Annotated in this window: 17 protein-coding genes; 8 read left to right on the forward strand and 9 right to left on the reverse strand. The window is 55.9% G+C overall.

The window, feature by feature from the left end; translation table 11 throughout:
- Positions 1–47 precede the first annotated feature (47 nt).
- A complete protein-coding gene (locus P1X16_RS19955) occupies positions 48–605 on the forward strand; it encodes a YceI family protein (RefSeq protein ID WP_277232759.1) in 558 nt (185 codons plus the stop codon).
- Positions 606–665: 60 nt separating this feature from the next.
- On the opposite strand, the gene P1X16_RS19960 is transcribed toward P1X16_RS19955, so the two are convergent.
- Positions 666–1682: a bestrophin family ion channel gene (locus tag P1X16_RS19960; RefSeq protein WP_277232763.1), complete on the reverse strand. Its 1017-nt coding sequence runs from the start codon at positions 1680–1682 to the stop codon at positions 666–668.
- Positions 1683–1940: 258 nt separating this feature from the next.
- On the opposite strand from P1X16_RS19960, the gene P1X16_RS19965 reads away from it, so the two are divergent.
- The gene (locus tag P1X16_RS19965) at positions 1941–2282 is read left to right on the forward strand and encodes a hypothetical protein (RefSeq protein WP_277232766.1); all 342 of its coding nucleotides are present in this window, start codon (positions 1941–1943) and stop codon (positions 2280–2282) included.
- Between the two features lie 293 nt (positions 2283–2575).
- Positions 2576–2941, forward strand: coding sequence for a hypothetical protein (locus P1X16_RS19970; RefSeq protein ID WP_277232768.1), 366 nt, complete (start codon positions 2576–2578; stop codon positions 2939–2941).
- A 103-nt stretch (positions 2942–3044) separates the two neighbouring features.
- On the opposite strand, the gene ggt is transcribed toward P1X16_RS19970, so the two are convergent.
- Positions 3045–4802 carry a gamma-glutamyltransferase gene (gene ggt, locus P1X16_RS19975; protein WP_277232770.1) on the reverse strand — a complete coding sequence of 586 codons (1758 nt, stop codon included), beginning with the start codon at positions 4800–4802 and terminating at the stop codon, positions 3045–3047.
- 203 nt (positions 4803–5005) lie between these two features.
- Here ggt and P1X16_RS19980 point away from each other — a divergent pair, with 203 nt between their 5' ends.
- Entirely contained in the window at positions 5006–7054 is a 2049-nt protein-coding gene (locus P1X16_RS19980) for an alpha-amylase family glycosyl hydrolase (RefSeq protein WP_277232772.1), read from the forward strand.
- Between the two features lie 57 nt (positions 7055–7111).
- On the opposite strand, the gene P1X16_RS19985 is transcribed toward P1X16_RS19980, so the two are convergent.
- Both P1X16_RS19985 and P1X16_RS19990 read right to left on the reverse strand, forming a co-directional pair.
- Complete coding sequence (locus P1X16_RS19985; protein ID WP_277232774.1) at positions 7112–7585, reverse strand: YdeI/OmpD-associated family protein; 474 nt, start codon at positions 7583–7585, stop codon at positions 7112–7114.
- A gap of 123 nt (positions 7586–7708) precedes the next feature.
- Complete coding sequence (locus tag P1X16_RS19990) at positions 7709–8755, reverse strand: glycosyltransferase (protein ID WP_277232777.1); 1047 nt, start codon at positions 8753–8755, stop codon at positions 7709–7711.
- 199 nt (positions 8756–8954) lie between these two features.
- Between P1X16_RS19990 and P1X16_RS19995 the strand changes: the two genes are divergently transcribed.
- Positions 8955–11390, forward strand: a complete 2436-nt coding sequence (locus tag P1X16_RS19995; protein WP_277232779.1) for a TIM-barrel domain-containing protein — start codon at positions 8955–8957, stop codon at positions 11388–11390.
- 94 nt (positions 11391–11484) lie between these two features.
- Here P1X16_RS19995 and P1X16_RS20000 read toward each other — a convergent pair whose 3' ends face one another.
- Positions 11485–12375: a hypothetical protein gene (locus tag P1X16_RS20000; protein WP_277232781.1), complete on the reverse strand. Its 891-nt coding sequence runs from the start codon at positions 12373–12375 to the stop codon at positions 11485–11487.
- A 251-nt stretch (positions 12376–12626) separates the two neighbouring features.
- Here P1X16_RS20000 and P1X16_RS20005 point away from each other — a divergent pair, with 251 nt between their 5' ends.
- On the forward strand, positions 12627–13610 hold the full coding sequence (locus tag P1X16_RS20005) for a fasciclin domain-containing protein (protein WP_277232784.1): 984 nt from the start codon (positions 12627–12629) through the stop codon (positions 13608–13610).
- Positions 13611–13806: 196 nt separating this feature from the next.
- On the forward strand, positions 13807–15369 hold the full coding sequence (locus tag P1X16_RS20010) for an alpha/beta hydrolase (protein WP_277232786.1): 1563 nt from the start codon (positions 13807–13809) through the stop codon (positions 15367–15369).
- On the opposite strand, the gene P1X16_RS20015 is transcribed toward P1X16_RS20010, so the two are convergent.
- The 4 genes from P1X16_RS20015 to P1X16_RS20030 form a co-directional block, all read right to left on the reverse strand.
- Entirely contained in the window at positions 15366–16562 is a 1197-nt protein-coding gene (locus tag P1X16_RS20015) for an alpha/beta hydrolase (RefSeq protein ID WP_277232788.1), read from the reverse strand. The two genes, P1X16_RS20010 and P1X16_RS20015, sit on opposite strands and share 4 nt — an antisense overlap.
- Before the next feature lie 236 nt (positions 16563–16798).
- Positions 16799–17764, reverse strand: a complete 966-nt coding sequence (locus tag P1X16_RS20020; protein WP_277232791.1) for a T9SS type A sorting domain-containing protein — start codon at positions 17762–17764, stop codon at positions 16799–16801.
- Between the two features lie 137 nt (positions 17765–17901).
- Entirely contained in the window at positions 17902–18717 is an 816-nt protein-coding gene (locus P1X16_RS20025) for a rhomboid family intramembrane serine protease (RefSeq protein ID WP_277232794.1), read from the reverse strand.
- Positions 18718–18923: 206 nt separating this feature from the next.
- Positions 18924–19766, reverse strand: coding sequence for a hypothetical protein (locus tag P1X16_RS20030; protein ID WP_277232797.1), 843 nt, complete (start codon positions 19764–19766; stop codon positions 18924–18926).
- A gap of 154 nt (positions 19767–19920) precedes the next feature.
- Between P1X16_RS20030 and P1X16_RS20035 the strand changes: the two genes are divergently transcribed.
- The gene (locus tag P1X16_RS20035; RefSeq protein WP_277232800.1) at positions 19921–20226 is read left to right on the forward strand and encodes a hypothetical protein; all 306 of its coding nucleotides are present in this window, start codon (positions 19921–19923) and stop codon (positions 20224–20226) included.
- The last annotated feature ends 25 nt before the right edge of the window (positions 20227–20251 follow it).

Consider the following 20251-nt stretch of genomic DNA (forward strand, 5'->3'; position numbering starts at 1 on the left):
CGCCCGCTTCACTTTTCTTGGTTTGTCACTTTTTCGCCTTTTCCTATATGAAACCTGTCCTTGCCTTCCTGCTTTTCTTCTCGCTCGTCTCTTTTCAGCCAGCGGCCACCACGTACCAAGCCAATCTGACCACCAGCCAGCTCACCTGGACTGGTCATGCCGAAGCCGGTACCTGGGCACCTACTGGGTCCATGCAGCTGCGTCGTGGTGCCTTCGAGTACGATGGCCAGACCTTGCGCAATGCCCGGTTTGAATTCGATATGAGCAGCATCAAACATCAAGATGCCAAGCTAACCGAACACCTGCGCGGCGCCGACTTTTTTGATATCGAAAAGTATCCGACGGCCGTGTTTGTGCTGCGCGAAATGAAAGGCGATATGGCCGTAGGTCAACTCACCGTCAAAGGCATCACCAAGCCCATCCAGTTTCCCTTAGCTCTGGAGCGTCTGCCCGACGGCCAACTGCGCATCAAGGGCACCGCCACCATCGACCGCACGCAGTTCGGGGTGAATTATAACTCCAGCAGCTTCTTTCAAAACCTAGGTTCCTACGCCATCCGCAACGATTTCCAGCTGGCCTTTGCCATAGTAGCCGTGAAACTGTGAAGTAATGAGTTTGATGTTTTGCCTGCGCAAGCAGAATGTCAAACTTCCTGCTGCCCCACCTTAAAGCAGCACGCCATCCACAGCCTGAATACGTTCGGGTAGTGGGGCGTCGCCGAGTAGCTCGCGCAGGTCGATTTCGATGTTGCGGCAGATGGCCGTCATGGGCACATCATTGAGGCCGTTTTCGAAGGGGTTTTCGCTGGCGTCACCGATAGATTCCATGGAAAAGAAAACCCAGGAAATAAGTATGCTGAAGGGTAGCGCAAGCCACACGGCATTGGGACCAAACTTAGCCATTTCGCCGATTAGCGCGAAAGGCAGCAGGAACGTGAACAAGCAAACAAAGATGGTGCTGAAGTGAGCGTACTGCCGCGGAAAAGGGAAGCTCTTAATCCGCTCGGCAGCACCTTGTTGGGCGAAGCACTCCACTAGCAGGGCCGACAGCGTGTTGTGCTCGAAAGGATCGAGCAGGCCGCGGGTTTTCAGTTCGGCAAGTTGCGTGGCGTGGGCTTGCAGCAACAGGTTGGGTACGTTGCTGGCTCCGCAGTCGGTGCAGGCCAGCTCGAAGGACGGCAGAAACGGCTCTAGCGTACTGTGCATTTCCTCGGCCTGCCGGTGCTGCTGTTCCACCAGCTTCACGTGCAACGACCTCACCCTGGGGTCTTCCTGCCAGAGCACCCGCCGCCGAAGTTGGAGCCGCAGCGCATTTACCCAGCCTACTTGCCGCAGAATTAGCTGCCGCCGCAGCCGAATTATGGCGTCGGGGTTCTCGTCGTACTGCTCGCGGCCTACCGTCGTGTTCACCAGCGTAGCCCACGACCGGCTGGCGTTGGTGATGGCGCCCCAGATGCGTCGGGCCTCCCAAAGCCGCTCGTACGAGGAGTTGTTTTTGAAGCCCACATAGAAGGCCACCGCCGTACCGATGGTAGCTACCGGCAAAAATGGAATGGCGATAAACGTCCAACCAAGCCCCTTATAAGCCACTAATACGGCTACACTCAGCAGCGTAAACCACAGCAGCTCGCGCCAGCAGAAAAACAGAATAATGCGCAGGGGAAAGGTCTTATTGGTATACATAGAGGCAAGCAGTGAAGTAAACCATATGGCCGTAGCCAGTGCTACTAGCAAGGGTATCAGCAACTGAGCGGCGTGTATTGAAAAAATAAGCCAACTCGCGAGTGACAATATATACGATTTGCCGCATGTTATTCAGGGCCGATATAGCCCAGCTAACATTGGCTTGTGGGCTTCTGCAAAGCAGGTATTGCAACGCCTGTTGGCCGGGCGGCGTACAGTCGGGTAAGATTTCCTGTCATCTCCCAAACTTCCTTTCCCATGAACCATAACGACCGCATCGAAGAAACCATCCGTAGCATCTACCACACGTTCGAGCATCCTGGTGCGCACCCAGTCGACGCAGGCCTTGGGGCTATCGACAATTGGATTGCAGCCCTCGATGGCCTCGGTGGTTCGGCTCTGATAGGTATTCAAAACCAGCTCCGTTCCCTTCGTACCCACGTAGAGCGCGACGACCGGCCCGCCATAGCGGCTTCGCTCCAGCAGCTGGGGCAGGATACTTCGCTGGCCGCGCGGGATATGCACGGCGAAACCGGCGACCATCTGCGTCACTTAGGCCAGACCCTAATTACTGCGTCGGGCAACCTCAAGGTATCTTAGCAAGACTGTTAAGTTTTCAATACTAAAATAGTAGCGTATAAAATTCAGGCCGGCCCTGCTCTTTCAAGGAGTAGGGCCGGCCTTTGTTTTTGTAGCATCACGTCAGATGGGGCAAAAGGAAGCGCGAGAACCTAACTAGGTAACTACTGCCTTTAGTTATGGCGCGGATACACGATTATTTAGCTTGGAATCGTAAGCTGAACGGTAATTGAAAATAGTCGGCCTTTGCCAACCCTAACGCTGGGGATGCAGTAAATAAGGGTTCCTTACTTTCCACCGAACCCCTTTACACTATGTCTGTTTCACATTCTGCCAGCGCCGACCAACTCGAAGCATCCCTCCGCATTTTCCGCAGCGGCGACCTTGCCCAAGCCCTCGACCTTGCCCATAAAAACATTGATGGCTGGATTCAGATGCTGCGCGCTTCTGGCGAAACGGCCCACGCCACCATCGCCGCCGATTTGGTGCAGCTAAAAGGCTACCTCAGTGGCACCGACCCTAACCCCATCAGCGACACGCTGCAAACTCTAGCCGAGCACATCAACAGCATCGTCGACAACGCCAACCCGCGCTTTATCAACTCGCTCGACGAGCTATCCAAGGCCCTCACCGACGCAGCCCGCAACCTGCAACACCAGCGCGACTTGCAACAGCAATAACCGGTAGCGGCTTCGCGCAATTAGCAAGCCCAACGCCACAACGGCCTACTTCCGCATCAGGGAAGTAGGCCGTTGTGTTAGTAAACCAAAGTGTATAGAAAGCTTAGTAGCCAGCCGCCATGTCGTCGCCGCGGGGATCGGCGCCGCCTTCCAGTTTGCCGTCGGGTAGCACCCGAATTACTTCCATGCGGCCCCACGCGCCGCGCGGATTGAGTTTGTAGCCCCGGGCCCGTAAGGAATCTTCGGCGGCGGGTAGCAGTGCCTTTGCTTCTACATCGATATAGTCGGGGAGCCACTGATGGTGCAGGCGCGGCACGGCTACGGCTTGCTGCGCGTTCATGCCATAGTCGATGGTGTGAAGAATGGCCTGCATGACGCTGGTGATGATGGTGCTGCCGCCGGGAGTACCCACAACCATGGCCAGTTTCTGGTTTTTGGTGAGAATGGTGGGCGTCATCGAGGACAGCATGCGCTTGCCGGGCGCAATGGCGTTGGCCGCGCCCCCAACCAAACCGTAGGCGTTGGGGGTACCGGGCTTGCTACTGAAGTCGTCCATTTCGTTGTTGAGCAAGAAACCCGCCCCGGCCACTACTACTTTGCTGCCGTAGCCACCGTTGAGCGTGGTGGTGCAACTCACCGCGTTGCCAGTGGCATCCACAATGTTGTAGTGCGTGGTTTGGTCAGATTCGTAGCCGGGCAATCCAGCGCCAGCCGCTACTTCGGCGCTCGGCGTAGCGCGGTAGGGCAGGGTGGAAGCCATGCGCTGCTGGTTGTAAGGCTTAGCGAGAAGCTGCTCCACGGGCACGCGTCCAAAATCCGGGTCGCCGAGGTAAGTGGCGCGGTCGGCATAGACGCGGCGCTCGGCTTCCGTAATCCAGTGCGTGGCCTGCGGGGAGTGCCAACCTGCTTTAGCTAAGTCAAAGAACTCCAGCATTTGCAGCATTTGCAGCAGTGCCACACCGCCCGAGCTAGGCGGTGGGAAAGTCTGTACATCATAGCCACGGTATTGGCCGTGCAGCGGAATGCGCCATTTAGGTTGGTAGTTAGCTAGGTCCTTCTTGCTGATGATGCCCTTGCCGCGCTGCATTTCGGCCACCAATAGGTCGGCCGTTTTGCCACTATAAAATCCGGCGCGGCCTTGGTCGCGGATGCGGCCCAGGGTGCTGGCTAAGTCTGGGTATTTGATAACGTCGCCGGCTTGCCAGGGGCGGGTGGCACCGTCGGGGCGGACGTAGGCCGGTGGGGTAGTTGGGTTATACTTCAGGAAATTTTCTCGCTGACTGTTAAGGCCATTGGCTTCTTTTTCGGTGAGCTTCAAGCCTTGGGCGGCTAGGTCCACGGCGGGCTGCACCACGTCGCGCCACGGCAGCTTGCCTAACTTCTTATGCACCGCCTCCATGCCTGCCACGGTTCCCGGTACGCCAGCTGCCAAGTGGCCAAGCGTGCTTAGGTCGGGTATTACGTTGCCCTGTGGGTCGAGGTACATGTCGCGCGTGGCGGCGGCTGGTGCTGTTTCCCGAAAGTCGAGGGCGCCCTCGGTGCCATCGGCGCCCCGATACAGCAAGAAGCCACCCCCGCCAATATTACCGGCCGTAGGCAATGCCACCGCCAAGGCAAACTGCACGGCTACCGCGGCATCATAGGCATTGCCACCCCGGCGCAAAATTTCCACCCCAATGCGCGTAGCCTCCGGATGCGCCGAAACCACCATGGCCTGCTCCGTCACGACGGGAGTAGCAGCCGGAATGGGAGCTGCTAGAGTAGTAGTGGCTGCCGGCGTGGTAACTGCCTCCGGCCGCTGCCCTGTGGTGCACGAAAACAGTAGTCCGGCCAGGGCCAGCGGGAGAAAATGTCGTTTCATAGAGCAAGCGTAAGTCAAGGTGCCGCGAAGCATGAGCTTCTGCATACAAGCAGAGCGAGTATACGATGCCGCACCATCTGGTCCTAGAATTTCCATAAAATTGCCCCGAGGCAGCGCCTGCATCTTGCGGGCCTGACGTTCAGCTGCCTTGTACCTTCGTATACCTTCCTATCTTACCGGCTCACGCTCTTACTTCCGCTCTTATGGCTCCCGACATGCTTATTCCAGCTCTGAAAACGCCCCATCTTCCCTTGGTGCAGCAAGATCCCTGGCTCATGCCTTTCGAGCCCGTATTGCGCCGCCGCCTCACGCGCCTGAATCAGCGCCTCGACGAAATCAAGGGTAAGTGGGGTTCTCTGAGCAAGTTTGCTTCTTCGCACCACCACCTGGGCCTCAACTACGATTCGCGGCGGCGGGGCTTCTGGTACCGGGAGTGGGCGCCAGCCGCGGAATCTTTGTCGCTCATCGGTGACTTCAACGGCTGGGACCGGCATAATACCTTGCTCACGCGCGGCGAGGATGGGGTTTGGGAAGTTTTTCTGCCCGATAGAGACTACAAAGACCGCCTTACGCACGGCAGCCGCTTCAAGGTGCACGTCCGGACGGCCAAGGGCGGCAAAGACCGGCTGCCAGCCACGCTGCACCGCGCCGTGCAAGACGAGTACACCCACGACTTTGCCGGCCAGCTCTGGCGCCCCGAGAAGCCCTTCGTCTGGACGGACCAGAAGTTTCGCATCCACAACCACGTCAAGGAGCCGCTGATTTATGAGGCGCACGTGGGCATGGCTACCGAGGACGAGCGGGTAGGTACCTACCGCGAGTTTGCCGACAATATTTTGCCTCGTATCCACGACGGTGGCTACAACTGCGTGCAGCTCATGGCCGTGATGGAGCACCCCTATTATGGCTCGTTTGGCTACCACGTCGCCAACTTCTTTGCGGCCAGTTCCCGCTTCGGCACCCCCGAGGATCTGAAATATTTGATCAACGAAGCGCACCAGCGCGGTATAGCGGTGCTCCTGGACATCGTGCATTCGCACGCCGTGAAGAATGAGGCCGAGGGCTTGGCGGATTTCGATGGCTCCGGCAACCAATATTTCCACCCCGGCCCGCGTGGCAACCACCCTGGCTGGGATTCCAAGCTTTTCGACTACGGCAAGCCCGAGGTGCAGCGCTTTCTGCTCAGCAACCTACGCTACTGGCTGGAAGAATACCACTTCGATGGTTTCCGATTTGATGGCGTGACAAGTATGCTCTACCACCATCACGGCGAAGGAGTAGCTTTCAGCGGCTACGAGCAGTATTTTGGGCCCGAAGCCGATGAAGATGCTATTCTGTACCTGCAACTTGCTACCACGCTGGTACACGAACTGAAAAAAGGGGCCCTGCTGATTGCCGAAGACATGAGCGGCCTGCCTGGCCTGTGCCGCCCGGTTCTGGAAGGAGGCGTTGGGTTCGATTACCGCCTGGGTATGGGCATCCCCGATTACTGGATCAAACTACTCAAGCACACCCGCGACGAAGACTGGAACCTGCACGACCTGTGGTACGTGCTAACTAACCGCCGCGCCGGAGAGAAAACGGTAGCCTACGCCGAAAGCCACGACCAAGCTTTGGTCGGTGACAAAACCCTTTCGCACTGGCTGCTCGACAAAGCCATCTACGAGCACATGCGCAAAGACGACCCCGACCCGATAACCGACCGGGGCGTTGCGCTGCACAAGCTTATTCGGTTGCTGACGCTGAGCCTCGGCGGTGAGGCCTACCTCAACTTTATCGGCAACGAGTTTGGCCATCCGGAATGGGTGGACTTCCCACGCGAAGGCAACAACTGGAGCTACCATTTTGCCCGCCGCCAGTGGAGCCTGGCTGAAAACCCGGACCTCAAGTTTCAACAGCTGCTGGCCTTCGACCACGCGCAGCTCACGTTAGCCCGCAAGAACCATTTGCTGGCCCACCCTGCCGCGCACCAACTCAATATCGATACCGTCAATCAGGTGCTGATATTCGAGCGGGGACCGTTGGTTTTCGTGTTCAACTTCCACGTGTCGAAGAGCATCCCCGATTACCATTTCTTCGTGCCGAAATCCGGCCGCTACCGCATCCTGCTCAGCACCGATGCCCCCGAGTTTGGTGGTCACAACCGCGTGGATACCTCTCTGACCTATGAAACATTCGAAGAGGAAGGCCTGGAAAAGCTCAGCCTCTACGTCACCAACCGCACAGCCTTGGTGCTGATGCGGATAGGATAGGGACTAACGAAAAAGCCCGTCGTGCCAAGCACGACGGGCTTTTTAAGACAATTAAAGTTAACTCAGTTTCTTGCCTGCTTCCGCGCCTTCCACCACTTCTTGGATGCGGCGGATGCGGGCTTCGGGCTTTTTGGCGCGCTCCACCCATTGCACATATTCACGACGGTGCGGATACGCTAGCTCGTCGAACTTGGCGCGCAAGCCAGCCCGGTCGAGGGCACGGGCCAAGTCGTCGGGGATAGTGAAGCCAGGCTCGTCGGTGTCCAGCGTCATTGTTACGTGCACCGGCATACCCCACGTTTTACCAACGGCATTGCGCAGTTGCTTGTTCACCGATAAAACGTGGTGGCCGTCTTCGTCGAGGGTAAGTGGCAAGCGGAACGGAAAGCCGTCGAGGGTGCCGCGCACGTGTACTTGCCCGCGCTGCCCAAAGACGTCGGGCACACTGAAGGGAATGAAAAGAAACACGCCTCCGTCGCTGGGGTGCAGCTCTAATTCGGCATCGAAAACCTGTTCCTGAGAATCAGCCATAGAAAAAACGCAAAGTGTAGCGCGCAAAGCAGTGCGCGCTACAAAGGTAGCACGGGGGCGTATCTAACCGGGGCAGTCTAAAAGATTGTCTACTTGCGTACAGTTTTCCTCATCCCTGCATGTTCATCGAGACACTTCCCGCAATGCCGACAAAATGGTTTCGGCCAGGAGGTCCGCTTCTTGGGTAGCAGCACGGCTTAAGCGGCGCACACGCTGCGGGGCTACATCGTGTAGCTCTATCACGCGCAAAGCCAAATCGGCAGTAGAAGTCAAGACCAAGTCGGCGCGGCGCAGAGCAATGCGCTCCAGTTCCATCACCCAACCACGGTCGGCGGGGGTGTTGCGCTCTTGGGCCAGGCTGTACACGTGCAGCACCAGCGGCTTGCCCGTAAGCTGCCGAATCTCCATGCCCGCCAGCCACGACTGCCAATCGGAGGCATAAATCACCGCGAAATCCTGGCTGGCAGCTAGTCGAGTAGCTAGCCGTGCGTATTGAATAACGCGGAAGTTCAGACTGGCATCGTCAGTTGGCAGGGCTTGCAAAGCAGCAGTTGCCACATCCAAAATGGATTGGTGAATCGGCAATTCCGTCATCCAGCCAGTTGGGACCACTTCGGCCGGGGCGGCGTCGTTGATAGGAGCACTTGGCGCTTCGGTAGGCTGCGCTGCCACTTCCGTGCTAGAAACCTCTTCGGTTTCCGAGTACGGTGCAACATTATCAGAAGCAAGGTCCGCTGCCTCGCCAATCCCCACTGTGCCCGCCGATACCTCATCCGGTGCGGCAAATTCGAGGGCTGGCGAAGCGAACGGCGTGTTTGTCTCTTCCTCAGTACGACCAATATAGGGCGCCGCAGGCACTCCGTTCGGATTGTCTTCCTGGTTGATTGAGGCACCGAGGTAAGGCGATGCAGGCCATTGCAGGGTCTGCGACTTATCGGATTCGTAGAGCGCCTCCAGCAGCACCAGTTCTTCGGCGGTTAGGTTGCCAAGGCTGGTGGTTTGAACATGGCTGGAAAGTCGCATCGGCTCGGAAATGCGCGGCAGCAGCAGCGTCAGTTCGGCGCGGGGCGCTAGAGCTTGGAGTAGGGCAGTGGTTGGCGGTACAACTTCTGCGGACACGTTGGGGGTGTCCCAACCTAGCAGTAGCACCTTTAGTGGGTTAGTTTTCATGAGCGCGGCAAACGGGAGCGGTATTACCCAAAAAATGCACTAGCAGGGCCGCTAGGGCAATTATAGGGAATGATGGTCAATGTTAGGTAAAATTCGTGGGATTCATTTTTACCTTTACAAGCTGAACAGGACTTTTTTGGGCTTGCTCAACTCTCATCTAAATTCTTCTGCTGCTTCTTTCAGTACCTGCATATCCTATATGAACGATAATAATTTCCAGGGCCAAAACTATATGGTGAACGACCTGGCCGCGAAAGCAAAACAGGAGTTCTTTCCTGGCCAAGTAGTTGCCAATCATCAAGAAGGCACCGATTTTCTTTTCCGTTGCGACAATGGAGTTCAGTTGCGAATCGAGGTAATTACCGATAAGGTGCTGCGGTTTCGCTTCGCCACCGACAATGGATTTGCCCCCGATTTTAGCTACGCTTTTCCCGAAGGAGTGCCCTCCCGACAAGCTCCCGTTTTTTTGGAGTTTCGCGAAAAAACCGACCACTTCCGTATCACCACCGACCGCCTAATCTGCACCGTTTCAAAAGAAGGCTTGAGAACGCGCGTGCTCAACCGTTCAGGTTTGGTACTGATGGAAGACGATAAAGGTTTCCATTGGGAGTACGACTACGACTCCGGCAACGACATCGTGAAGATGAGCAAGCAGGTGCAAAGCGGCGTCTGCTACTACGGCCTCGGCGACAAGCCCGACAACATGAACCTACGGGGTCGGCGCTTCACTAATTGGGGAACCGATACGTACGGCTACGTTAAGGGCACCGATCCGCTGTATAAAAATATCCCGTTCTACCTGGAATTGCAGCAGCGCATCGGGCACGGCATCTTCTTCGACAATTCTTTCCGGACCACCTTCGATTTTGCGGCCGAGCGCGCCGACGTTACCAGCTTCTGGGCCCAAGGCGGTGAGATGAACTACTATTTCATCTACGGCCCCTCCCTGCTCGAAGTCACGCAGGAGTACACGCGTCTGACGTGCCCACCCGAAATGCCGCCGCTCTGGGCCCTGGGCTACCATCAGTGCAAGTGGAGCTACTACCCCGAAAGCAATGTGAAAGCCATTGCCCAAGGCTTCCGCGACCGGCAGATTCCCTGCGATGCGCTCTACCTCGACATCGACTACATGGACGGCTACCGGTGTTTCACCTGGAGCCCGAAGCACTTTCCCGAACCGAAGCGCATGGTGCAGGAACTGGCCGCCGATGGCTTCAAAACCATTGTCATTATCGACCCGGGCATCAAGATTGACCCCGAGTACAGCGTCTATACCGAGGCCCTGGCCAACGATTATTTCTGCCGCCGCGCTGATGGGCCGCTGATGAAAGGCTCGGTGTGGCCTGGGCTCTGCAACTTCCCCGACTACACGCGCCCCGAAGTGCGCGAGTGGTGGGCGGGTCTGTTCAAAGGCCTGATTCAGGAAGACGGCGTGAAAGGCGTCTGGAACGATATGAACGAGCCGGCGGTGTTCGAAAAAGGCACCTTCCCCGACGATGTGCGTTTCCACTACGAAGGCCACCCGGCTTCGCACAAAAAGGCGCACAATGTATATGGCATGCAGATGGCCCGCGCTACGGCCGCCGGCGTCAAGCAGTTCAGCTACCCCAATCGGCCTTTTAGCATCACGCGCAGCACCTACGCGGGTGGGCAGCGCTATTCCTCGGCCTGGACGGGTGACAACATTGCCTCTTGGGAGCACCTGTGGCTGGCCAATATTCAGTGCCAGCGCCTGAGCGTGTCGGGTTTCAGCTTTGTAGGTTCCGACATTGGGGGCTTCATCGATACGCCCGACGCCGAACTGTACGTGCGCTGGGTGGCGCTGGGCGCATTTCACCCATTCTTCCGGACCCACAGTTCCGGCGACCACGGCGACCAAGAGCCCTGGTCGTTTGGTGAAGAGGCTGCTGGGCTAGCCAAACGCTTTATTGAATTGCGTTACCGCTTGCTGCCGTACATGTACACCACGTTCTGGCAGTATGTACAGCAGGGTACGCCTATGCTGCGCCCGCTGCCCTTCCTCGACCAGAACGATACCGAGACCTACCTCCGCATGGCTGAATTCAGCCTCGGCGACCATCTGCTGATTTGCCCGATCACGCAAGCGGGCGTCGATGGTCGTTGGATGTACCTGCCGCGCGGCGACTGGTTCTACTACTACACCGACGAGCCCAAATCGGGCGGCGCCGAAGTATGGGCCACCGCTGGTCTCGACCGAATTCCCCTGTTCGTCCGCGCCGGAGCTGTACTTCCCTTCTACCCGGTGCAGCAGTATGTAGGCGAGCTGGTTATAGAAGAAGTGACCTTGCACGTCTACTATAAGGCCGGCCAGCAAAACAGCGTCCTCTACGACGACGGTGGCGAAGGCTACGGTTACCTCGAAGGCCACAGCACCACCCGCCGCTTCACGGTAGCGGGCACTGATAAGAACTTGGCGCTTCAGCAAAGTATAGATGGAGCCTATCAGCCTAGCTTCACACGCTACCAGGTGGTATTCCACGGCTTGCCCTTCGGCGCCACTAGCTTCGTCGTTGATGGGCAGCCCCTTGAAGTGCAGGAAGTAACTCTCGAAACCGGCCTTAAGCTGCCTGGAGTAGTGGTCGAGGCTAATTTCACAGAGTTGGTAATCGAATAGAAAAGCTTCTAGTACGCTCAACAAAAAGCCCTGCTACTTGGAAGTAGCAGGGCTTTTTGTTGAGCGTGTATATCGGGTCCAGTTTAAGCTAGAACTAGAAATTATAAGCTATACCGCCCGAAACACCAGTTGACTTGCCTAGGTTGCGGCCGGCCACATACGTATTCACGCCCACTGTCAAACCAAAGCCTTTAGCTAGTGGCCGAAATGCGCTAGCGCCTAAGCGTACATAGTTAACACGCGTGGCAGGAAAGAAGCCGGTGAAGCCAGGCTGCAAAATATCAGTGCCATCCTTTTCGGAATGCTGAAAAGCGGCTAGTGCATCCACGTAGAGCTTTGGGCCAGCATACCCAACTTTGGTTTCCGCTACAAAAGCATTCGGTGCGCTGTTGTCGCGCACGCTGTAGCCCGCCTGGCCCGTAAAGAAAACTCCTGACACCGTTTTGAGGTGAGCCACGCCAGAAACCGTTGCCTTTTTTGCGTGGTTGCCGATGGCAATAATATAGCCTAAGCCTTCCTCCGATTTATAATCACTTACTGGAGTGCTAGCACTGACTACAGCTAAGATGTCGAGCACGTTAGTACCTATCTCATGGGTCAGAACTTTGCCTTTGAGCAGCACAGTTAGGTCTTGCAATCCGGCGCGCCGGTTGGTGTAGTTCTGCGCCTTTACCACCTGCTCATCGGCGTTGCCCTTGGATTCGATGTAAGGCAAACTCACTACGGCTTCCAGCTTGTCGCTGATGCCATAGTTGCCATACAGGTTAAGAGAGCTAACTCTAACCTCATCAAAGATTGGCACCTTATCAATCTTCGTGGGGGCCAAATAAACACTGGAATAACGCTCCACCGTACCCGAAACGACCACTGAGCCATGGCCTTTACCAGCCATAAAGCCGCTGACCAAGCTTTGTGCACTAGCAGCCGATAGGCCGCCTAAGCTGGAAAGTGAGAGAAGAAGTAGAGAACGGTAGATTTTTTGCATAAAAGTATGATTTGGAAGCAAACCTAAGCGAATAATAGCTGAACATTATTCAAATATAATACCTTCGTAGTGTTCTTTGCTATTCCTTGAATTTATACTTGTTGAGCTACGAAATTAAGGTGTTGATCGGATTTAGCTTCTGTACAATCCGAAAGCATTAAAATTTCGTTTGTTAGGCAAACCTGCTCGGTGAAATTTGTGGGATTGCAATAGTCGGTTGCAGTATAATCTTGTATAACAAACAATTACATATGAAAAAAAACATATTCACTTGGTGTGGTAGTTTATTGGTCGGTGCACTGGCGTTGTCAAGCTGCGATAAGAAAGAGGAAGTTAATCCTACAATTGCTAGTATCGCCGTTTCCAATCCCGACTTTCAGGTTTTGGAAGATGCGGCTATACGGGGTGATGTTGCCGGAATTTTATCTAATAAAAATCCTAATGATCCTAAGGGAGAAGGTAACTACACGGTTTTTGCACCAACTAATGCTGCTTTCTCCAAGCTAGGCCTCAATTCAGCTAGCGATTTGCTTGGTTTGCAACAGCCTTTCCTTAAGAATACATTGTTCTACCATGTTGGCAATGGCACGATAGCAGGCAGTGCTTTGAAAGCTGGAGCAACATCAGCGTCAGCGCTAGGGCCGCAACGTCGCATTATCAGCAAAGGCAACAATCTGTACGTGAATGGCTCGCGCATTCTGGCCACTGATGTACAAGCAGCCAATGGTACCATTCACGTGATTGATAAGGTCCTATTGGCAACCAAGGTTGATGTAGTGCAATCGGCTTTGGCGTTACAGAGTTCGGCCGTCTTTACCAATCCAGAGCTAACTTTTCTGGTAGAAGCCGTGCTGTATTGCGACTTAGCTGGTACGCTTTCCAACACGCCCAATCTAACGGTGTTTGCGCCTACCGATCAAGCATTCAAAAACCTGGGTACTGATCTTGGCGTGCCGCTCAATGTGCCAGCAGATATTCGTAAGCTGCCTAAAGATGTGGTAACGGCTGTGCTTGCCACGCACGTTCTTGCTGACGGCGCCAAGTTTACCCCCGAACTTCCCGATAACTCCACTGTACGTTCGTTTGGTGGGGCACCTTTACAATTGGGCGCATTCACTAACGGCGTGCTGACTGTGAAAGGCGCCGGCAACGCGGCACCTGCTAATATGGTGATACCGGATGTGCAGGCTACCAACGGTATTGTGCACGTCATCGACCGGGTTTTGCGCCCATAATGGGGTATTCACATTAGTCAGTCGAAACCTCATTCTTGTCGCCTTTTTGCCAAGCTCCAACGAATTGTACGGTTGAGCTTAAAGCCAAATAACGTACTTGCAGCATATTTAAACTTCAGCCCATCTGCTCGTCGAGTAGGTGGGCTGGATTGCAACCAAGCTCTGTTAAAAGGCTATAGTTCCTATTATACTAATCATGAAAAAGTTGGTTTCCAGATCCTTATGGAACTGGTTTGTGCTGATGCTACTCGGCTTTACTATTTGCGCGCAGGCGCAAGCTCAGGCGCCGACCGCCAAGCGTTATTCGCTAGAGGGGCAGTGGAAAGGAGCCTTAACGGTGCCCGGCGGTAGTTTGCCAATGATGATTACGGTAACGGAACTAGCTGATGGAAATCGGTTTGCAGTGCTAGATGTACCTATGCAGCGTGTCAACCGGGAGCCCATGACCGTAACCCCACGTGGCGACACGCTCACCTTTGAAGCCGAGCAAGCAGGCTGCCGCTTTGTGGGTCGGCGCTCGGCCGATGGGCAGCAGCTTTTGGGTATATGGCAGCAAACGGGCTACTCGGCTCCGCTTACGCTGTTGTTTATACCCCCGGCTACTACGGCCGCTCCCAAAACTTTCAAGTTCCCGCCACCTTACCGCGTCGAAGAAGTGAAGGTGCCCAATACTATTGACCACCTGAGTTTGGCCGGCACACTCACCATACCTGCCGGTGAAGGACCTTTCCCGGCAGTGGTGCTGCTTTCAGACCTCGACACGCAAACCCGCGACGCGGTATATGGCGACTACGCCCTAGCTGGCAACTTAGCTGACTTCCTTACTCGCCGTGGTATTGCAGTGTTACGTCTCGATGACCGAGGCATCGGGCAATCGGCCGGCGATTCAGCTACGGTAACTACTGCTGACCGCGTACGCGACGCTCAGGCAGCACTAGGTTTTCTGCGTACTCGGCCACTCATTGATATTGCGCATCTTGGGATGGTGGGGCACGGCGAAGGTGGTAACATAGCCTTGTTGGCCGCCGCCCAGCCCTTGGCTCCCACCTTTGTAGTGGCGCTAGCCGCCACGGGTTTGTCGGGTCGGGAGACACTGGCTGAGCAAAGGCCCTCTTTGCTGCTGCGCTCTGGCGTAGCTGATACGGCTCTATTAGGGTTAGCCCGCCGCCAGGAGTTGGCCCGTGAAGCAGCGCGTCGGCAAGCCGAGCAACTGCGCGCCTCGGGTTCCAACGTAGCACAGGTGGAAACCTTCTTGGAGCAGCAGCGCATGCGGCAGAAAGGCGAGGACCGTAAGCGCATCGATGCCTTGCGCAAACGCCGCCGAGCTATGCTGGAAATTATCCGCCAGACGGCTGACAACAACCAAGCACAAGCCATTGTGGCCAACATGATTCAGCAAGACAACCCGAACATGCGCTTGGATGCGGTACACGCGGCGGCGGCTCGTCTTACGGCGCCTTGGTACCGCAATTACCTCAACTTCGATCCGCAAGCTTCCCTAGCCAATGTACGCGGTGCCGTTCTGCTGATGCACGGTACCGGCGACGACATGGTGGAGGCTCAAACAAACCTGGACTTGCTAGCCAAAGGCTTGAAGGCTAACAAACAGGTGACGGTGCAGAAGCTCGATAACATCAACCACTTGTTTCAGGCACCAACCACTGAATGGCCGCTCATCAACGGGCAGCCGCGTCCGGTAATGGCTCCCGCGGCCCTCGAAGCCATGCAAGCCTGGATTAAGTCGCACGCTAAGGACTAGCTTCTCGTTTGGTTAATTCGGTCCCGCAGGTACTGATACACTTCTTGGTTGCTAAGCAGGGTGCCGTGGTGAAGCTTGGAAAATACGCGGGTGCTGATTTGCTGTTCCGGCGGCAGGGCCGGGTCGCCGAAAACACGGCCGAGGGCGCTGCCCGCGCCTACTAGCCCATCACCGAAGTAGTCGTGGAGGGCCGAGTTGGCAGATTTGAGCAAGGACCCAACCAGCACATGGTAACGCACGCCCGGCAGGGGCGGCACCAACGTGCGCGGCGGAAATAGGTCGTTGGCGTGTGGGTCTTGCCAATCCTCATCGACCAGAATAGCATGCCGCAGATCCTTGATGCCGTTGCTGCGCTTATCGATAAGGCCACTAATAAAGCGGGTGGGGCGCAAGTTGATTTTGCGAAGCACCACCGACGTAAAATGGCTGTTCTGCTCCAGAAACGAGCCGTCGTTGGGCACCCCTAACAGGAACACGTCGCGTAGGTGCGCCAGCCAATTGCTGGGTTGAGGGAGCGGCGCACTAGTTTCTGAGTGGAGAGCGTGGCTGTGCTCGGCTTGGTTGGTGGTTGAAACTTCCTGCTTCGGAGCGTGTGGTAGTAAGGCTGCATAGTAACCCGCACTGCGAATGACAAGTCCCCCCATGCTGTGCCCTACCAATACTAAGTCGCCAATAGCGTCGGGAAACGTGGCGAGTAGTTCACTGAGAAGTAGGTTGAGCTGCTTGCCATTCTTGGAGATGTGCAGGCCCGAGTTGTAGCGAACGTAGAGGCAATGGGCACCCGTATCTTGCTGTAGGCGTGGCCCGTAACGCAGGCCTTCCGGTGAACCTGCTTGCCAGATCACCTCATCGCCCATCAGGCCATGCAGAAACACCACCGTTTTGCGCGGGCGCCCCTCGGCTGTTGGCTCTAACCGCAACATTGCCACCGATACATCAGCACCGTGGCGACGGAAGCTCATCTGAATAGCTCGCCGGTCGTGGCGCTCGGCAAGTTGGTCGCCGAAGGCACCATTGAGCACTGGAAGCGTGAAGTGGCGGTTTTGCTGGCCAGTCCGGTAGAGGTAGCCAGCCGTGTTGAAAGGCGCCACCGCCACTCGACCAACAGCCGCCACTGCGCGCTGCCACCTCGAGGGTTGCTTTCCGTCTTGCGGGTCGGGCAAGGAGTTGTCGGGTAGCTGGTCGTCGGTCACAGAATCAGGTGTTGTGCGTCGGTAATTCAGGCGGGGCGGGCAATAAAAGATACGTCCCGAATAACTACTACAACTGACCGGGGCCATAGGTTGCTAAACTGCCCGCTAGCTGCTTGTGCGTGCCCGTAATTATTTATTCTTTTTTAAGCTTTTCCAATGATACCAAAAAACCACTCCCGCCGCTGGTATCATCCGGCGGCGGGAGTGGAAGGAGACAGCCTTATTATTGGAAGCTACTAGGGAATCAGCAGCTTGCGGGTAAGCAGACCCTCAGACGTATTTAGTTGCAGCATATACACACCTGCCGGTAAGCCACGCAGTTCTAGCGGCCGACCATTGGCCAAGCTGGCTGGTGCTGCTGCCGATGTGCGTACCACATGACCCGTTGCGTCAGTGATGGTGTAAGGGGCGGTTGCTACGGTTGGCTTGGTAGGGGAGGTCAATCGAAACTCGCTGTTCGAGCTAGGGTTAGGATAAACAGTTAGTGCAGCTTCCAACGCTGGATTCTTGGTTGCAGACACTATTCCGGTCATCACCACATCGTCGACGAAGAGCGTGGTACCGGCCGTGCGCGTATCAGCAAGCCCCGATGCAAAAGCAATGTGAATGGAATCGGGGGTAAGGGCAGAAGTGTATTGCAGGGGTACGCTAGCCAAGGTATAAGCTGCCGCAGGCAACAAGCGCAGACTGCCAGACGCAATAGTTTGGGTGGTACCGCCGGTAGTGCGGGTTAGTGCCACAATAGCGTAAGCCGAATCGGGTAAGGCATTATTACCTGTCAGCTTGTAATAAAACTGCATGTTGGCCGCACGGGTAGTGAAAGGCAGCCCGCCGACACCGCTTATATCACGGTCGGCTAGCACATCAGTAACGGAGTTGAAGTCCGCTGTACCGAGTAGCAGACCTCCCGGAACTGGCCCGAAAAGCGTACTAAAGAGCGGATCAGATTTCGTTTCTAGTTTTGCTGCATACGTGCCAGCATGGCTACTACCATCTTTAGAAGCCGTAACCGTGTTGTAAAAACCGCCAGCAGGAGATGACTCGATGCCTTCATCCACAGTCGTCCAGCTAAAGGGAACCTCTAGCCCTCTGCGAGATACCCAAGTTTCGAACGTGCCGTTGGATATGGCTTGTGCTGAAGTGGTAGTTGATGTGAATAAGCCGAGACTGGCGGTTACTAGCGCAAGTAGAGTTGCTCTCATGGGTGAAAGTTGATTGGGAAGGGAGGTGCTCTTTGCCTACTAGATAAAGAAGAGGACTATTTAGTTGTATTTGTAAAAGTAAAAATTTGATTTACTTAATACTCAACTATTGCTTCTTAAAGCATAAAAGCTTGTAGTCAGCGAGTTTTGCTATTTGCCACTCCCAATATCAAGCCCACTCCAAAGCCAGTCAGCAAGCCTCCGATATGGGCTGCATTGTCGGTATTGGGGCCTTCTAGACCGCCTACTAAGCTGCCGAGCGCGAAGTAAAGCAACAGCCCAATGATGGCCGCCCGATCTTGGCGGGTTTTGAAATACGTGCGAGTTAGCAGCAAGGCCAGGAGCAGCCCGTATAGCCCAAAAATTGCTCCCGAAGCGCCGACCGAATTAATACCGCCAGCGTGCCACCACCAACTCGTCAGGCTGCCGCCGATGCCACTTAACAAGTAAACAAGTAGCCAGGCGCCGCGGCCCACTTTTGCTTCAGCCAGCAAGCCTAATAGCAGGAGCGCACTCAGGTTGAGAAGTAGGTGCGCTGGGCCGCCGTGCAAAAACACACTGGTAAGCAGCCGCCAAGGCTGCGTTGGAACCAGAGCAGAGAAGTTGGATCCCCAAGCCACCAGATCAGACCCAGCCGGATTGAGCAGATTCACCCCACTCAGCCCCATCAGCAGAAATACCAGCAGATTAGCAAGAATTAGTAGAGGCGTGATGAAGTAGCCCTGATGCGGCCAGGCGATGCCTTTCACTAAGCGGCCTAGTTGGAGCAGCCAGCTTTCGGCTGGTTTGGGCGGGGGAACTGGGGTGGGCGAGGGCGGTGCGGGGAGCTCGGTTGGTATCAATCCGCGGCGCTGTAATTCCTGCACGGCTGCGTTGGCCACGGCCGGGGAGTAGCGTGCCCCATGCTGCGCCAAATACAGCAGCTCCGCGTCGGTTTTATCTTCAAAGGGCATAAAGAACCCGTGTAATGTAGCTTGGGCAGGACAAGAATACCCTGCATTTACATTAACAACACAACGCACAAAATGACACAAGCCCTGACCGTTGGCTACGGTCAGGGCTTGATAGTCAGTCGTAAATTTTCTGATACGCCGCTGGCAAATGCAGCAGCCCTAATGCTAGGCGCGTTTATGTACAACGTGGCGCACTGCCGAAAACTTTAGAACGTAGCGCGACGAAGCCGGCCGGTCCACTTTGCGCGGCTCAGCAGCGACTCCCGCATCTGCGCAGCAGAATCGGCCAGATGAATGATGTCGGGGTCAACGATAACCTGGTCGTTTTGAGCCCGACGGGCAACTTCCTGCAGCGTCTCGATGCGCAAATAAGCGGCTTGGCGCATCAGGTCCATGCGCTCGGCTAGGGTAGCAGTGAGGCCGTGGTTGTACACGAGGGCCTTCGTGAGCCGGCGCCACTCTTCAATGACTACAGGTGCCTGTCTGGCCAAGGCAACATCGTCGGCGTTGCCTTTCAATTGCTTGAACAAGTAAGTGGACTGATTCTCGGCGTTCCAGTAGCGGGTGGCGAGCAGCTTGTATTTGCGGGTAGCCGTAGTATCCTCGCTCAGGGCAGACGGAGAAAGCTGCCGCAACTCTTGCGCAATTTGAGTGCGGGTAAGCGAATCGAACGTAGGAATAAGATGAGTTTGCACAGTTTCTAGCTCGATAGGTCCTTCCTCCTCCTGTTGCGCTGCCACGGCTTGGGAGGCTTGCTTCTGCATGTTATTCCAGTATAGAACGCCGCCGATGAGCAGCACGGCTAACACAACCACCCACGGCGTGGGACGTTGCCACAGGCTTGGCTCATGCTCTTCCTGATAAGGCAGAATGTAGTTTTCGCGGGGAAGCGGCTCGGGCTGTGCCGGGTCGGGGCTGATGCCGCGGCGGCGTAGTTCGCGGCGGGCAGCGGCAATTAGGTCGGCATGGTATAGCTCGGGGTGCTGCGCCAGAAATAGCAATTCGCTATCGGTCTTTTGGGATAAAGAGTCAGGAGGTAAAGTAGACATACGAAAACAAAACGCGGATAACTTAGAAAGAAGCAGTTCCCAAGTTCTGGAAAAGCCTCCGTACTACCATGCCTCCTCGGTGAACGCGCCGGCCGTAGCCGCGTATAGCCTGTAGAGCTCTTTGCGCATCCACTCACCGAAACACTTTCAACCCATGGATAAGCCCACCGAACAACCCATCGACGCCAGCAACCTGCCCGAAGCTAGCAGCTCGCAAACGGACCAGCGGCAGCCTGAAGGCCGCCAAGCGCCCGGCGGCCCCGATACCGGCAACAACGCCGACGACAACTCCGGCAGTGGCGGTACCGAAGGCGGCAAGGAAATCGCCGGAGCCCGTGTGCGTTCAGGCGCGCCTAACTATGATGCCCCCGGCAACGCCCAGGATGGCGACGTTGGCGGCAACTCCATCAGCAGCGGTACTGGCGTATCGGGCGGCGAAACCGGTAAAGTGAACTTGTAATATCCTATCTCCCTTCAACAACCCC

The sequence above is a fragment of the Hymenobacter sp. YC55 genome (assembly GCF_029433095.1).
Taxonomy (GTDB): domain Bacteria; phylum Bacteroidota; class Bacteroidia; order Cytophagales; family Hymenobacteraceae; genus Hymenobacter.